The following is a 14,543-nucleotide window of genomic DNA, read 5'->3' as shown; positions in this document are numbered from 1 at the left end:
GTAACCGCCTCCTTGTGAACATCGCACCATGATCCCGGACGCTTCCGGCGGTGGACGGCTCGCCGGGCTTGATCCAGGCCCCCGCGGGCCACCACGTGAGCGGTCGCCTCGTGGCCTGCGGGTGGGGATTCCTGGGCAACGCGCCCCATCGTGACCTTCGCCCCGCTCGAAACGGTGACGCCACGCCGACAGAGCGCACGGGGCCTTACTCCGAGAGACAACGGCCGCCATCAGGGGTCCGGGCAGCAATCGCGGCATCAACGTCTGTGGCAACCCTTGTGAAGCAGCGGTTTTGGCCGGGACACGACGGGACGAGGCCGGGACGCACCCGCACTTACCCCGGCGGGCGGCTTGCCGTCCGGAATCAGGGGCGGGGGCCGGTGCGGTGAACGCTGCGGATCGCGGCCACGTCCGGATGCGGCTGGGGCAGGGGCACCGCGCACGCCAGAGCGTTCAGCTCGCGCTTCACCCGCGAGGCGATGCCGTCGCCGAGCAGGTACCGGGTGGGTGTGGCGGCCCGCCTGGCGCCGGCGAGCAGCTGCAGCGCGCCGCGGCTGGTCATGCCCGTGTGGCGCAGATCGAGGTGCGCGAGCCGGTGCGGGGCGCCGGCCAGCGCGTGCGCTATTCGGGCCGCTCCGTCGTCGCCGAGCCGGTTGCCCGGCGAGCCGAGATGCCGGGCCGCGGGGACGCACCCCAGGTCGAGCAGCTCGATCCCGGCCCTGGCCGCCCCCTCGACCAGCCGAACGAGGCCGGCCGTCTCGATGCCGTTGCTGGCCACCGCCAGGCGCCGCAGTCTGCCGGGCCGCATCGCGCCCGCCAGTAGGGCCGCTCCCTGGTCGCCCAGTCCGGTCGCCGACGCGTACAGCTCCTCGGCCCCGTCCCCGGCGACGAGCCGGGCCAGATGCGCGGCTCCGGTCGCGCCGAGAGGGTTGCCGCTCACGAACAGCCGTCCCAGGCCGCCGGTCGCCAGCACGCGATCCACCAGGACACCCAGCCCCGAGGCGTTCAAGCCGGTCTGCGCGAGGTCGAGAGTGTCCAGACCGGCGTCCACGGCCGCGCCGGTGACACGGCCACCGTCCGGGCCCAGCGGGTTGCGCTTGAGCCACAGCCCGGTGACCCCCGGCGAGGCGGCCAGACGGTCGGCAATCCGGCGGGCCCCGGCGGCGGTGATGACATTGCACCCGAGGTAGAGCGTCGCCGCGCCGGAGCGGACCGCGCTCTCTGCGGCGACCTCCGCTCCGTCGTCGCCCAGTTCGTCCGTGCCCAGCAGCAGGTGCCGGGCGGGTCCACCCACGGGCAGGGCACCGGCCACCAGGCGCATCCCGTACGGGCCGAGCGCCTGCTTGCACAGGTCCAGCCGCCCGTCCGGCATCGCTGTGCCGACCGGGAAGTCGGTACGGGACGTCGCAGGCTGGCCGGAGCGCAGCCACGTCAGCAGCTCGTCGAGGTTCACCACGGGGCCACCTGGTAGTCCTTGAGCAGGACGCCGTGCACGGGGTGCCCGGCCTCACCGCGGATGATCGGGTCGTACACGCGGGACGCGCCGTCGACCACGTCCAGCGGCGTACGCCGGTCCAGCAGGGCGCGGACGTGGGCGGGCTGCTCGTCGGTGATCCAGCCGGTGTCCACGCTGCACAGGTGGACGCCCTGCCGGGCCAGGTCGGCGGCGCTCGTGCGGGTCAGCATGTTGAGCGCCGCCTTGGCCATGTTCGTGTGAGGATGGCGGCCCGTCTTGTTGGCCACCGCGAACTGGCCCTCCACCGCTGAGACGTTGACGATGTAGCGCCGTTCGGCGGGCGAGCGGAGCAGCAGGGGAAGCAGCCGGTCGATGAGGAGGAACGGCGCGACGGCGTTGACGAGCTGCGCCTCCAGCATCTCCGCCGGATCGACGGCGCCGATCCGCACCGACCACGAGTTGACGGGGGAGGCGTCGGGCAGCAACCCGGACACGTCCGGCAGGTCGGCGCCGGACGTGGCGGCGGGCAGCGGCTGCGACGTGCCGGACGCCGCGGTCACCTCCGGCGGTGGCTGGGAGGTGCCGGGCGGCGCGGTCACGCTTGGCAGCGGCCGGCTCTCGCCCTCGATCAGCGCCGCGTAGGCGGACGGGGGCCGGCGGATCGTCTGGGCGGCGTTGTTCACCAGGATGTCCAGCGGATCTCCGTCCTCCAGGAGCTGGTCGGTCAGGGCGATGACCTGGCGCGGGTCGCGCAGGTCGACGCCGACGATCCGCAGGCGCGTCGCCCAGTCTCCGGTGCGGGCGAACCTGCGGGCGGCATCGTCCGGGAACCGGGTGGTGACGGTGACGTGCGCGCCGTCGCGCAACATCTTCAGCGCCAGCTCGTGACCGATCTTCACGCGGCCGCCGGTGATGAGCGCCCGCCGCCCCGTCAGGTCCGTCCGGGCTCCGCGACGCGCGGCACCGTCCGCCGCGCAGGCGGGGCACAGCAGGTGATACAGGGAATCCACGCGGGTGTAGCGCGTCTTGCAGACGTAGCAGCCGCGCGGCCGGCGCAGATCGCCCGCGGCCGTGGCCGCGGCCTCCACCGGGGTGTCGGCGATCCGATCGCGGGACCCCATCGCGGTCGCGGCGAGCACGTCACCGTCCACCTGTGCGACGGCCCGCTCGCGCTCGCGCCGGCGGCGCCTTTGCCCGTCGCGCACCAGCGCCCGGGCCGCGTGCTCCAGACGCAGGCGGTCGGGATCGTCAAGGGGGAGGTCACGCGCCCAGCCGAGGTGCCGCAGCAGGGTCGAGACGTCCACATCTCTCCTTCGAAGGGTGGAGCCCAGCCGGATTCGAACCGGCGTCCTCCTTCACGCAATGAAGACGCGACGACCACTGCGCTATGGGCCCCACCGCGGACAACCTACCGGTTCGCGATCACTTCGGCCATCCCTGCCGCAGCGTACGGTTCCGGGGCCGCGAAGCACCGCACTGCGCAGGCCACGCGTGAGCGGTCTCCTCGTGGCCCGCGCCGATGGCAGCCCGCGGTAGGCGATAGCCGGCATGGCCGGCCGTGCGTGCTCGGCCTGCACTCCGGCGAGCGGGGAGCCTGCCGCCCCAGGCGGCACGTGGGCACCCTCGCCGGAAGGAGCCGACCATGACGAAGAGCAGCGCCCGCTCTATTGACCGGCAACTCGTAGATCTCGCCCCGATTCCTTGCATGTCGCTGCGAACGAGGCGGAGTCGGCGTAGCGTCCATTCCAAGGCTGTCGCGCCTGCCTGTGCCGCTCCCCTTGATCGCGAGCACGGCCAAGATCCCCTGGATTGCGCTTCTTCAGCGTCGCATGGACGAAGCGCAGTGGGAATTGAGCGGGATATCGCCGCCATCACGTTACCCAGGCGGGGCCGGGTCGAGCCCCGGCCGACGTCGTTCCGTTCGTCGTCCTCGATGGCGAGGGGCGGCAGGTGAGGCCGATCAGTGGCTATCTCCGCGACTTCCTGGCGTGCGGGAACCGGCCGTCAGTGACGCGGAGCTACGCCTACGCGCTGCTGCGGTAGTTGCGTTTCCTTCTCTGCACTTAGCAAGTCGTGATGCCGTGGGATCATTCGCTCCGTGAGCGAAGGCGCTAGCGAAGTGCGGTCGTTGCCTGATCGACTGGCGGCAGCGGTCCTGGCTGCGGCCGGAGAGATGATGAACGTGACGCTGATCGCCAGCGGTGTGAACGCGGACGATGCCAGGCAGATCACCTGGATCGTGCAGCACCCGTTCGAGGTGCGTGGAGCTCGACTGTATGGCCGGTTTCCGATCCTTGATGGCCGCATCAGAGCCACACCTGATCGGGTCCGAAAGATCATCGACCAGGTGTTCGCGGGCTTGCTGCCTCATGGATCGCCACCTCGCGCGTTCCGTGATGGTGTCGCGATCATCTATGAGATCGAGGGCGTTGTCGATGGAACGACGGTGGGCGTGTGGGGAGTGTTGAAGGAGGACTACCGCGACCCCTAGCTCATCGGTTCCTGACCGTGGCGGGACCTGGCGCCGATAAGTCCATGGCGATCCCTCCTCGAAAGGTGTGAGACCGGAATACAAGCGTGATCGTCGAGGTATGCGATGACGTCGATCGACCGCACCGCCTATGCGCGGTTCCGCGGGCTCGTATCGGCGCGGGAGTCGGTCGAGGGGTTCACGCCCACACCCGACGAGGCCGCCTGTGCGCGGGGGAAGGCGACCGCTGATCAGGCCTTTCTGGCGTTGCTGACATGGCTGAAGTGCTACCAGCGGTTGCGCTGCTTCCCGACTTGGACAAGGTCCCCGAGGTCGTCGTCGACCACATACGCGCTGCGCTGGGATCATCCGGCACACCGGCGGCCGGCGTGGAGCCCCTGCGGACGGCCGCGCGATACCGCGACTACATACGCGAACGTCTCGGCGTGAAGTACGACGCGAGCGACGTGCGCAGTCTGACGTGCGGTGCCTGGGGATCAGGTGATGGTTCGCCGACCAGCTCGATCTCGATCGCCAGGACGCCGAGGGCTTCCTTTCCGGGGCCGTAGATGCGGCGGATACTGGGCCGGCTGCTGCTCCTCGCGCGGGCTGTCCGGGTTGACCCGCTCGTGGCCTTCGGAGTCGAGAAGGTCCTCGAAGGTCCGGTAGCGGGTGACGCGCTTGACGCGGGTGAGGGCGTCGTCGCGCCGCAGACGAAGCGGATGTGGTCGCTGGCGGCGAGGATCTAAGGGAACTCAGGGGCTATTCTTACCCGGCGTCAAACCGGGAGGCCCGAGGTGCCCCTGGAGTGACGGTCAGCGCGGGTGGGTCAGGCCGTGTTCATAGGCCCAGATGACGGCCTGGACACGGTCTCGCAACTCCAGCTTGGCCAGGATGCGGCCCACATGTGTTTTCACCGTGCCCTCCGACAGGAACAGCAGGCCCGCGATCTCCGCATTCGTCCGCCCCCTGGCGATATGGCACAGGACCTCGCGCTCGCGGCCGGTCAGCGGGTCGGGCCCTGGCGCGGGGAGGGTGGGAGCCACGTGGTCGAGCAGGCGGCGGGTGGTGGAGGGCGCGATGACCGCGTCGCCCTCGTGCACGGTGCGCACGGCCGCGAGCATGTCCTCGGCGGGGGCGTCCTTGAGCAGGAACCCGGAGGCTCCGGCGCGCAGCGCGGCGAAGGCGTACTCGTCCAGGTCGAAGGTGGTCAGCACGATCACCTTAGGCGCCTCTGGAGCCCCGGCGAGCAACTCGCGGGTGGCGGCCACGCCGTCCATGCGGGGCATGCGTACGTCCATGAGGACAACATCGGCCCGCACGGTGCGCAGCCGGGCCAGCGCGTCGGCGCCGTCGCGGGCCTCCCCCACGACCTCCATGTCCGGTTGCGCCTGGAGCACCATGACCGTGCCCGTCCGCACGAGATCCTGATCGTCCACAACGAACACCCGGATCACCTGCGCACCTCCCCGTACGGCAGGCGGGCGACCACCGCGAACCCGCCTTCCTCGCGCGGCCCCGCCTCCAGCGTGCCGCCCACGGCCGACAGCCTCTCACGCATGCCCGCCAGGCCGTTTCCCCGGCCGTCCGTCGTCCCGCGTCCCGCGCCGTCATCGGTAACGGTGACGACCAGGGCGTCGGGCGTCCAGTCCAGGCGCACGGCGGCCGACGCGGCCGGGCCCGCGTGCTTGAGGGTGTTGGTGAGCGCCTCCTGGACCACCCGGTAGGCGGCGAGCTCGGCGGCCGGGCCGATGGAGCCAGCCGTACCCGTCTCGACCGGGCCGGCCGCCGCGACGCGGACAGCAGGGCGGGCAGGTCGGCCAGCCCGGGCGAAGGGTCCAGCGGGGCTCCATCGGCGCGGAGCACGCCGACCAGGCCACGCATCTCCGTCAGGGCCCGGCGGCCGGTCTCCTCCACGGTGGCCAGCACCTCGGCGGCCCGCTCGGACGCGAACCGGCCGCCTCTGGCCTGGGCAACGATCACGGCCAGGGCATGCGCGACCACGTCGTGCATCTCACGCGCGATCCTCGCCCGCTCGGCCAGCCTCGCCCGGGCAGCCGACACCTTGGCCTGCTCCTGCAGCAGCGAGACGTAGGCGAGCTGGGTCCGCCGGTACAGCCCGAACCCCCAGGCTGCCAGCACGATCGAGGCCAGCAGGCCGAGCAGGAGCCACGGGCTGGGCCCCAAATGAGCGGCGGTGACCGACGGGTCGCGGGCGAATCGATAGGCCGCCACCCCGGCCCCGGCCAAACCCGTCGCCAAGGGCAGGAAACGCCTGCCGTATACGGTGCACGAATAGATGGCGATCGGGAAGACGGCCACGGACGGCAGCACGAGGAACAGCCCGGTCACGGCGACCTGGACGGCGAAGGCCGCAGCGACCACGAAGAACGCCCAGGTCTTCCGCCGGTAGACCAGGGCCGCCTGCGCCACCAGGCAGGCGCCCACCAGCAGGGCCGCGCTCACACCCGGCACCGACAGCACCGCCACCACCGCCGACAGCGACAGCAGCGGCACTCCGACCACGAAGGCCAGGGCCAGGTCCGCGCGCCGCGGCGTCACTGCGGCATCACCGCAGCGTCGCCCGCTGGTAAGACAGCGTGGCCCCGCCGACCGCCAGGCCGAAAAGCAGCCAGCTCCCGTACACGAACCCGACCATCACCACCGCCGCGAGGTCGGACAGGGGCACCGGTCCTCGGGTGAGGCCGAGCATCTGCGACAACGTACCGAAAACGGACATGGCCCCCATGGTGGTCAACATAGCGGCGCCCGTCCAACCGCCTGCCAGCACCAGTCGCCGCGGCAGCCACCGCCCCCACCGCTGAACGAGCGCCAGCGAACCCACCGCCCCGATCAGCAGCATGATCAGCTCTCCGAACGGGAAGCCCTCCGCATAGCCCTCCGGACGCAGCAGCGTCCCGCCCGCCGACCAGTACAGCTTGGCCATGGGATAGACGAACCCGATCGCGAACGCGCTGTAGCCGAGCCACGCCCCGCCCGGGATCCTGAGGCGAGGCAGCAGCAGCGCACCCAGCAGTGCGCAACCGGCCAGGCTGAGCCCGCGCAGGGCCATCCCCGGCCAGTCCACATGCGCGAAGTCGCCCGCCGGGATGCCCGTGACGGCGAAGAACGCGCGGAAGGCGTCGAGCACGACGCCACCTGCCGACCACAGCAGCAGGACAGCGGGCAGCAGCCCCGCCGGGTGTGGCCGGACCACGAAGATCGCGCCCAGCGCGGCGGCCAGGATGGTAACCCAGTGCGGCGCGAAGCCCGTGGTGTAGGGGAGCGTCGGCAGCGGCGCGAGCGCGAGTGCCGCGACGAGCGCCAGGACGACCAGCGCCGAGATCTGCATTCGTTGAAGTCGCATGACGCCAACGATCCCGGCGGCGGTCCGCGGGCCGCGTCTGCGCCGGGTCGAGAGAAGATCTGACCTGAGAGGTATTGACATGGCTCGTCGGGCCGCGCGGCCGGACACAGCGGTCGCCCCCCGTCCGTCTCGGCAAGCCGAGCCTCTATGCGGGCAAGGGAGTCGGGATCAGGTGGTTTCCCGACAGACACAAGGGGCTCCTGTCCCTCATGTCCGAGGAGCCGCCGGTGCGGATCGTCTACTCCCGCTCGTCCACCGCCGCCCAGTCCCTGCTGCGGCAACGGCACATCCTCACCGAGGCCGGACTCCTCATCCGCACCGAAGGCGTCGCCGAAGGGCTTCGCCCGGCCGAAGAGGTGCTGCTGTTCGAGGACCCGGCGACCACCTCCAAGATCCCGGCGCTGGAGCGGCCCGCCTTCGCCGAAGTCGCCGCCGCCGCGCACCGCGGCCGGCCACTCGCGCTCACCGGCGCCCAGCTGGAGGAGGTTCGATCGGCGTTCGTCGACCGCGGCACCTCGATCGCGGCGCTCGCCCGTGCGCATGGAGTGAGCCGGGCCGCCATCCGGTCCGCGCTGACCGGGCTACTGCCCGGCCGGCCGGGTCCACCCGTACTCATCCCGACCGAGGACCCTGCCGAAGCGCTGGGCGCGGGAAGGTAGCGGCCCGCCCCTGGAGTCAGTTGTTCGCGATGAAGTCGGCGACCAACCGGTCCGGGTGTACGAGCAGGCCTCGGCGTCCGGCGAGGTCGGCGCGGGCCTGCAGCTCGCCCCGAACTGCACCCGCATCCTGGACCGCTACGGCCTGCTGGCCGAGGCGTCCGCGCTCGGCGTGCTGCCCGAGACCATGGTCATGAAGGACGCCCTGGACGCCGCCGAGCTGACCCGGCTCGACCTGCGCGACGTCGAGCGCCGCTACGGCCACCCCTACCTGGTGATCCACCGCAGCGACCTGCACGGCATCCTGCTCCGCGCCTGCGAGCGGGCGGGCGTCGAGCTGCTCACCGACGCCCGCTGCACATGGTACGAGAACGTCGACGGCGGCGCCCGCGTGCGGTTCGCCGACGGCGTCGTGGACGAGGCGGACGTGGTGATCGCCGCCGACGGCCTGCACTCGATCGCCCGCGAACTGCTGGTCCAGGACGAGCCGGTGAACTCCGGACATGTCGCCTACCGCTGCGCGGTGCCGTTCGAGCAGGTCGCCGGCAACGACGTGCACGACAAGGACGTCGTCGTGTACGTCGGGCCGCGTTGCCACTTCGTGCAGTACCCGCTGCGGGGCGCGGAGACGTTCAACCAGGTCGCCGTGTTCGAGTCGCCGAAGGCGCTGGCCGGCCAGGACGACTGGGGCACCCCCGACGAGCTGGACGCGGCGTTCGCGGGAACCTGCGCCCAGGTCCAGCAGGGCCTGCCGCTGATGTGGCGCGACCGGTGGCGGCGGATGTTCGACCGCGACCCGATCGTGACCTGGGTCACCGGGCGGATCGCGCTGCTCGGCGACGCCGCGCACCCGCCGCTGCAGTACATGGCGCAGGGCGCGATCATGGCGATCGAGCGCGACGTCCATGACTACTCGTTCGTGGACTGGATCTTCGGCCCGACGGCGCTGACCCCCGAGGACGAGCCGGAGATGTTCCGCCCGATCCCCTGGACTCCGCCCCGTTGTGAGCCCCTTCCGGCGCGGAAGGCCGGTAGGACGTCCGGACTTGCTGGCCAGGGTGTTCCACGTGGCGTGCAGCGCTCCCGAGCACAGCACCGCGATGAGGGAGATCATGATCTGTTCCTGAAGCTCGGCCCGCTAGCCTGAGACACCGGCCTGGCCGGTTTCGAGGTGGCCCATCATGCGGCGGTGGAAGGTCGGGTCTTCGGCGACGGTCAGCCGCAGGTCGTACCAGCCGGACTCGGCCGGCCAGTCGACGACTGTCCGCTCTCCGGCACCGACACGTGCCTCGTGCCGCCCGGTTCCGTAGGCCAGAGCTTGGAGGGTGAACGTCAGCGCGGTCGGCCCCGGGTTGTGGATCGTCACGATGAGCTGTTGTCCCTCCCCGCGGGAAGCCGCCGCCCCCGAGGCTGCCGCTCCCGCCCGGGATCCTGCGAACTCGCGCCGGAAGCTGTTCGGTCCGGTGAGGACCAGCCGGTAGGCGTCCGCCTGGACGGGGACGGTGAGGGACTGCGTGCCGTGCACGTCGACATGCCGGGAGAAGGAGAACTCCCCGGCGTAGGGGTACAGCGTGAAATGGCTGCCCCGGTCTCCGGTGTCGGCCATGGTCACGACCAGTCCGGCATCAGTCAGTGCGGCGGACGCCTCAGGCCGGTAGGGGAGCGGACGGGCAGGCCGGGTGCCGGGCTCCTGTGCCGCGAGCTCGGGCGCGGTGGGTGGTGTGGCCGCCCAGCGCAGGCGGAGCGGGGGGACGGTGACGGCCGCTCCGGTGACCGGCTCCGGCTCGCGTCCCGACTCCGGTGCGGGCTCCGGGCCCGCCGTGAAGTCGAATGCGGAGGTGAGGTCGCCGGCCACCCGGCGTCGCCACTGCGTGATGTTCGGCTCCTCCACGCCGAGCCAGCGCTCCACGAACCGGATCGTGGAGGTGTGGTCGAACACCTCGGAGCAGACGTACCCACCGACGGTCCACGGTGACACGATCGTCATCGGCACCCTGTAGCCGAGCCCGATGGGCAGCCCGTCGACGAACTCGCCCTCGGTGCCCTCCGGCGGCAGCGGCGGCGGTACATGGTCATAGAAGCCGTCGTTCTCGTCGAAGGTGAGGAAGAGAGCCGTCCGCTCCCACACCTGGGGGTGCGCGGCGAGCGCGTCCAGGATGTCGTGGACGAGGCTGGCGCTGTGCGCCGGGCTGGACGGGTCGGGATGCTCGGAGTACGCCTCCGGGGCGACGATGTAGGAGACCTGTGGAAGTCGTCCTCCGGCGACGTCCTCGCGGAAGGAGGCGGCGAGCCGCTCCGGCCGGACTCGGCGCAGCGCCCGCTCGTAGGCGTCCCGCTCGGTCGAGGTGAGCCCCTCGACCCCCTTCTCCAGCGCCGCCAGCGGCGCAGCCGGCGCGGAGGTGCACGGCCGGCAGGCGGGTGACGGATGCCGGCGGCCTGGGCCGGTGATCGGATCCCGGTGGTGCGGGATGGCGGTGCGGGATGGCGGTGGTGACGCCTTCTCAGGGGAAGAGCGCCTGGATGCCGATGACGGCGGCGCTGCGGGCCCACACCTCCCAGGGGAGGGGACGTAGGACCAACGGGCATCTTGCGGCGGCTTTGAAGCAGTGTGCGGCGTAGGCCTCCGTGATGTGCACTCCGAGAAGGTCGTAGGTGTCGAGCCCCTCACCGGTGACGACGACACGCTCGGGACCCACCAGGTTCACCAGGTTGGCGATGCCGACACCGATGGCGTGGCCGGCTCGGGCGAAGGCGCCCCATGCTGCGCGGTCTCCCTCGCGGGCGAGCCTGACTGCACCGTCGAAGTCGAGGTCCGAGCGGCCGGTGTCCCGGCGGACGCTGTCGAGGATCGCCTTGGTGGAGGCGATCGCCTCGACGCAGCCGACCGTGCCACAGTGACAGCGAGGGCCGGCCGGGTCGACACTGATGTGGCCCATCTCGCCGGCGACGCCGTACGCGCCGGCGACCAGTTGATCGTTGATGACGATTCCGGAGCCGATACCCGCGCCGATGGTGACCAGCGCGAAGTACTCGGTGCCGATGCCTTCGCCGAACCAGTGCTCGGTGACGGTCAGGGCCTTGACGTCGTTCTCGATCGTGACGGTGAGGACTACGCGCCAGGCGCCGCCGGAAGGGAGGCTTCGTCCTCGTCGAACACGATGACCTGCCGAACGCCCTTTCCGTCGGCGAGCTGGTCCATCGCCTCGTTCACGGCAGAGAGCCCGATCCTCGCCGACACCAGCGCGTCCACCGGAAGCCTGCCTTCGCGCCACATCTGGGCGAAGACGGGGATGTCACGGGCGGGGACAGCCGAGCCGAGATAGCTTCCGATGATGGTCCGTCCCTCGGCCACGAGCTGGAGCGGTGAGATCGACGATCGGGCGTGAGGCGCTGGGAGACCCACGGTGATGGTGCGGCCCCCGGGAGCGGTCGCGGCCACCGCACTCTCGAAAGCGCGTACGTTCCCGGCCGCTTCGATGACGACCGACGCCCTGATCTTGAGCTCGGCGACCTCGGCGGGGCTGTAGGTCGCGTGGGCGCCCAACCCCTGCGCGGTCTCCAGCTTGTCCGGGTTGCCGTCGACGCCGATGACCGTCACGCCGTCCAGAGCAAGGGCGGTGATCAACGCGGCCATGCCGACACCGCCGAGCCCCAGGACCATCACCGTCTGGCCGGCGGCGGGCGCCCCGACGTTGACGACCGCGCCGCCGCCGGTGAGCACGGCGCAGCCGAGAACCGCGGCGACCTCGGGAGGCACGTCGTCGCCCACCGGGACGACCGAGTGCCGGTCCACGACCGCATGGGTGGCGAAGGCTGAGACCCCGAGATGGTGCAGAACCCTCACACCGTCACGATGCAGGCGGATGCCGCCGGTCAGCAACGTCCCCTCGTTGTTGGCCGCGCTTCCCCGGACGCAGGGCATCACCCCGTCGGTGGCGCAGCCCTGGCACGCGCCGCACCGGGGCAGGAAGGTCATGACGACCCGTCGGCCGACCGCGATGTCGTCGACGCCGAGGCCGACCTGCTCCACCACGCCGGCTGCCTCGTGTCCCAGGAGCATGGGTACGGGCCGCACCCTGTTCCCGTCGATGACCGACAGATCAGAGTGGCACACACCGGCCGCCTCGACCCTGATGAGGAGCTCGCCGGGGCCGGGCGGGTCCAGATCGAGTTCGCAGATCGACAGGGGGCGGGACTCGGCGTACGGGCGTGCCCGGCCGATCTCCTCCAGGACGGCTCCGCCGATCCTCATCACGTCACCTCTCCAGAGGCTGCCAAGGTGGTCTTCGCGCGTCTGTGCCGGGGACGCGCCTCAGGGAGAAGGTGCCGGCGCTCAGCCCGGGCGACCCGAGCAGGCGCAGCAGCACGCCCCAGGCGGGCGTGCCCGTCGCCGACGACGGGTCTTCTCGTGTCAGCGGAACTGTCGTACATGCTCAGCCGCCTTTCGGGGGAGGTCCCGTGCCAGCGGTCCAGAAACGACGAAAAGCACAGACGAAGACCACTGACAGGGATGTCTTCGTCTGTGCCTGCCGATTGACGGGACGCTATTTGTGATCTGTTCGTCGTGTCAAGTGGCGGGGGCTGGTCGAGGATGTCGTGGCCCCAGCCCTGACCGGCGCGCCCCACCGCGCATCGGGCAGATCGCCAGCGCTGTGCGACAAGACGCCCTCTCAGGGCAGCTTGCGGCAGTACAGGGCGTCCGGTGTCCCGCTGCGGCCGCTGCGGTACGAGAACGCGATGCCGGCGGCGTACTCGTCGGACTCGCACTGCGCCTTGGTGTTGCCGATGGCCCAGTCACCGCCCTCGCCTGATGGGGGCCGGTTGTCGTAGCGGTCGTCCCACACGGTACGTCCCGTCCCGGCGACCGGCAGGCGGGCGGGCGCGCACAGGACCGAGGACACCGCGTTGCCGCTCAGCGCGTAGCCGATCATGAATTGGCCGGTCGGGCACTGGTACTTGGTGAACCCGTTGGCTCAGTCTTCGGTGACGTTCTCGGAGGTGACCTTGGTCGTGGGCCCGGACTGCCACAGGTTCGCCGCCCCGGCGTCCGTGCAGAGCGCATAGTGGTCGAAGTGGGTGATCCCGACCAGCCGCTGGTCGTCCGGGCAGACGGCTTTGCGATTCCCGTGGTCCCAGTCTCCCGCCGCGCGTAGCCGGATGGAGGCGATGTGGTCTCTGTGCTTGGCGCGTAGCTGCGACCAGGTGCGCACCGGGGCGACCTGCCCGGCCGAGCCCTTCGCGGCGATCAGCCGTTTCCAGAGCGGGCCGCGCCAGTCGTCGGCGTCGAAGACCTTGCGGACGGCGCCGGTCGTGGAGTAGCGCAGCAGGCCCCAGGTGTTGCCCTTGTCGTCCTCCTGGAAACCGATCATCGGCCAGTAGGCGAAGTTCGCGTCATGCTCGATGAGCCAGTCGACGGTGTTGGCGAACCAGGTCTTGTCCTGGCCGGTGGCCTCCTTGCCGACGCCGAACTCGCTGAGCCAGATCGGCGCGGTGTAGTGCCGGTCAGGGGTGTCGGCGACGTACCCGGCGGCCTTGTCGTACTCGGCGAACAGATCGGTTCGGCTGAGTTCGCGGTAACGCGCGTCGTGGGTCTCGCCCGGGCCGGTGGCCCCGGTGTGCTGCGGGCCGGTGTAGCCGTAGAAGTGCACGGCGTAGACCAGCTTGTGCGAGACGGGGAAGGTGTGCGACAGATCCTTGACCGGTTTGAGGTGCGGCCGGTCGTGCCAGAAGAGGTCGGACGGGATGCCCATCCAGTTGATCCCCTCGATGATGATCAGTAGATCGGGGTTGGCTTCGAGCTGGATCCGCTCGCCCGCCTCCTGCGCCGCGGCGGCCCAGTCGTGGCCGTCGCCCCAGCCCCAGTTGGGGTTGTTCCAGGTGTCCCGGCGGACCTCGTTGCGCAGGTCGACGCCGACGACCCGCTTGTTGTCCTTGTAGCGCTCGGCCATGAAGACCCAGTCGTCGACGAAGGTCTCGGTGGACTGGCCGCTGTTCCAGCGCTCGTTGCCGTCCAGGCCGCAGCACCAGCGGGTCGTGGTGGTGTGGTTGTTGAGGATGACGGCGAACCCCGACTTGGTGAGCGTTTCGACGATCAGGTCGTAGGCCTGCAGCGGAGTGAGGCCGTTGAACCGCGGGTTGGCGGTCAGCCCGGTGATCGGACGCCGGTCCCTGATCATCTCGTTGGAGAAGGGCAGCCGGATGCTGTTGATGCCGAGGGAGTGGAAGTCGAGCATCAGGGTGTCGATCGGCGAGCGGTCCAGGCCCAGCGGGGCGCGATGCCCGGTTTCCTGCGCGAAGTTGTTGGCCGGGTCCTCGTCGTCGCCGCTGCCGGTCCAGGTGCCGCTGGAGCCGTGCCAGTTGGCCGACTGCAGCTTGAACCTGTTGCCGTCGGCGTCGACGATGTGGCGTCCGCGCGTGCTGAGCGGAGCCGACCAGGAAACGGGGAGTTCCCCGGACGACGCGGCGTTGACAGCTGCGCTGACAGGGGCGGGCTGATCCACCATGACGAGCCCGGTGAGCGCCGTTGTCAGCGCGGCGAGTACTGCTCTCGCTCTCAAGTGGTCACCTCGAGGGGTCGGCGCGCGAGAACCGCGA

General features: G+C 70.9%; 13 protein-coding genes, 1 tRNA gene and 1 pseudogene. 3 read left to right on the top strand and 12 right to left on the bottom strand.

Going from position 1 to position 14,543, the window contains the following annotated elements; genetic code table 11:
- Positions 1-364: 364 nt before the first annotated feature.
- From CXR44_RS38450 to CXR44_RS38440, 3 genes are all read right to left on the bottom strand, one after another.
- Positions 365-1,456, bottom strand: a complete 1,092-nt coding sequence (locus tag CXR44_RS38450) for a leucine-rich repeat domain-containing protein (protein ID WP_101791089.1) — start codon at positions 1,454-1,456, stop codon at positions 365-367.
- Complete coding sequence (locus CXR44_RS38445) at positions 1,450-2,760, bottom strand: SDR family NAD(P)-dependent oxidoreductase (protein ID WP_219602270.1); 1,311 nt, start codon at positions 2,758-2,760, stop codon at positions 1,450-1,452. The genes CXR44_RS38450 and CXR44_RS38445 overlap by 7 nt, the downstream gene beginning before the upstream one ends.
- An 18-nt stretch (positions 2,761-2,778) precedes the next feature.
- Positions 2,779-2,851, bottom strand: a tRNA-Ala gene (locus CXR44_RS38440).
- 703 nt (positions 2,852-3,554) lie between these two features.
- Between CXR44_RS38440 and CXR44_RS38435 the strand changes: the two genes are divergently transcribed.
- Positions 3,555-3,947: a hypothetical protein gene (locus CXR44_RS38435; protein WP_144070248.1), complete on the top strand. Its 393-nt coding sequence runs from the start codon at positions 3,555-3,557 to the stop codon at positions 3,945-3,947.
- A 794-nt stretch (positions 3,948-4,741) separates the two neighbouring features.
- On the opposite strand, the gene CXR44_RS38425 is transcribed toward CXR44_RS38435, so the two are convergent.
- The 4 genes and pseudogenes from CXR44_RS38425 to CXR44_RS38415 all read right to left on the bottom strand — a co-directional run bounded on the left by CXR44_RS38425 (position 4,742) and on the right by CXR44_RS38415 (position 7,293).
- Positions 4,742-5,383, bottom strand: coding sequence for a response regulator transcription factor (locus tag CXR44_RS38425; protein WP_101791085.1), 642 nt, complete (start codon positions 5,381-5,383; stop codon positions 4,742-4,744).
- Positions 5,380-5,646: an ATP-binding protein gene (locus tag CXR44_RS39945; RefSeq protein WP_180903904.1), complete on the bottom strand. Its 267-nt coding sequence runs from the start codon at positions 5,644-5,646 to the stop codon at positions 5,380-5,382. The genes CXR44_RS38425 and CXR44_RS39945 overlap by 4 nt, the downstream gene beginning before the upstream one ends.
- A 143-nt stretch (positions 5,647-5,789) precedes the next feature.
- Positions 5,790-6,401 (bottom strand): annotated as a pseudogene (locus CXR44_RS42285) (histidine kinase); the annotation flags it as partial.
- 94 nt (positions 6,402-6,495) lie between these two features.
- Positions 6,496-7,293, bottom strand: a complete 798-nt coding sequence (locus CXR44_RS38415; RefSeq protein WP_144070247.1) for a hypothetical protein — start codon at positions 7,291-7,293, stop codon at positions 6,496-6,498.
- Positions 7,294-7,502: 209 nt separating this feature from the next.
- On the opposite strand from CXR44_RS38415, the gene CXR44_RS38410 reads away from it, so the two are divergent.
- Both CXR44_RS38410 and CXR44_RS38405 read left to right on the top strand, forming a co-directional pair.
- The gene (locus CXR44_RS38410) at positions 7,503-7,952 is read left to right on the top strand and encodes a hypothetical protein (RefSeq protein ID WP_101791082.1); all 450 of its coding nucleotides are present in this window, start codon (positions 7,503-7,505) and stop codon (positions 7,950-7,952) included.
- A 55-nt stretch (positions 7,953-8,007) separates the two neighbouring features.
- The gene (locus tag CXR44_RS38405) at positions 8,008-9,096 is read left to right on the top strand and encodes an FAD-dependent monooxygenase (RefSeq protein WP_245899943.1); all 1,089 of its coding nucleotides are present in this window, start codon (positions 8,008-8,010) and stop codon (positions 9,094-9,096) included.
- Here the strand turns inward: CXR44_RS38405 and CXR44_RS38400 are convergent.
- The 5 genes from CXR44_RS38400 to CXR44_RS38385 all read right to left on the bottom strand — a co-directional run bounded on the left by CXR44_RS38400 (position 9,088) and on the right by CXR44_RS38385 (position 14,506).
- Positions 9,088-10,263 carry an alkaline phosphatase family protein gene (locus CXR44_RS38400; protein WP_245899949.1) on the bottom strand — a complete coding sequence of 392 codons (1,176 nt, stop codon included), beginning with the start codon at positions 10,261-10,263 and terminating at the stop codon, positions 9,088-9,090. The genes CXR44_RS38405 and CXR44_RS38400 overlap by 9 nt on opposite strands.
- Before the next feature lie 187 nt (positions 10,264-10,450).
- Complete coding sequence (locus tag CXR44_RS41500; RefSeq protein ID WP_245899947.1) at positions 10,451-11,023, bottom strand: ROK family protein; 573 nt, start codon at positions 11,021-11,023, stop codon at positions 10,451-10,453.
- 35 nt (positions 11,024-11,058) lie between these two features.
- Positions 11,059-12,201: an alcohol dehydrogenase catalytic domain-containing protein gene (locus CXR44_RS38390; RefSeq protein ID WP_101791080.1), complete on the bottom strand. Its 1,143-nt coding sequence runs from the start codon at positions 12,199-12,201 to the stop codon at positions 11,059-11,061.
- Positions 12,202-12,619: 418 nt separating this feature from the next.
- The gene (locus CXR44_RS40455) at positions 12,620-12,880 is read right to left on the bottom strand and encodes a hypothetical protein (RefSeq protein ID WP_219602269.1); all 261 of its coding nucleotides are present in this window, start codon (positions 12,878-12,880) and stop codon (positions 12,620-12,622) included.
- A gap of 42 nt (positions 12,881-12,922) precedes the next feature.
- On the bottom strand, positions 12,923-14,506 hold the full coding sequence (locus tag CXR44_RS38385; protein ID WP_219602268.1) for a glycoside hydrolase family 5 protein: 1,584 nt from the start codon (positions 14,504-14,506) through the stop codon (positions 12,923-12,925).
- Between the last annotated feature and the right edge of the window lie 37 nt (positions 14,507-14,543).

Source organism: Nonomuraea indica, assembly GCF_002850745.1.
Lineage (GTDB): Bacteria > Actinomycetota > Actinomycetes > Streptosporangiales > Streptosporangiaceae > Nonomuraea > Nonomuraea indica.
Note: the sequence above shows the minus strand (reverse complement) of the source record. Positions and strands in the feature narration are given on the sequence as shown.

Bases quoted from the DNA above. Each gene is read 5' to 3' on its own strand.
- CXR44_RS38415 (WP_144070247.1), bottom strand. From the start codon at position 7,293: ATGCGACTTCAACGAATGCAGATCTCGGCGCTGGTCGTCCTGGCGCTC.
- CXR44_RS38410 (WP_101791082.1), top strand. From the start codon at position 7,503: ATGTCCGAGGAGCCGCCGGTGCGGATCGTCTACTCCCGCTCGTCCACC.
- CXR44_RS38390 (WP_101791080.1), bottom strand. From the start codon at position 12,201: ATGAGGATCGGCGGAGCCGTCCTGGAGGAGATCGGCCGGGCACGCCCG.
- CXR44_RS40455 (WP_219602269.1), bottom strand. From the start codon at position 12,880: ATGATCGGCTACGCGCTGAGCGGCAACGCGGTGTCCTCGGTCCTGTGC.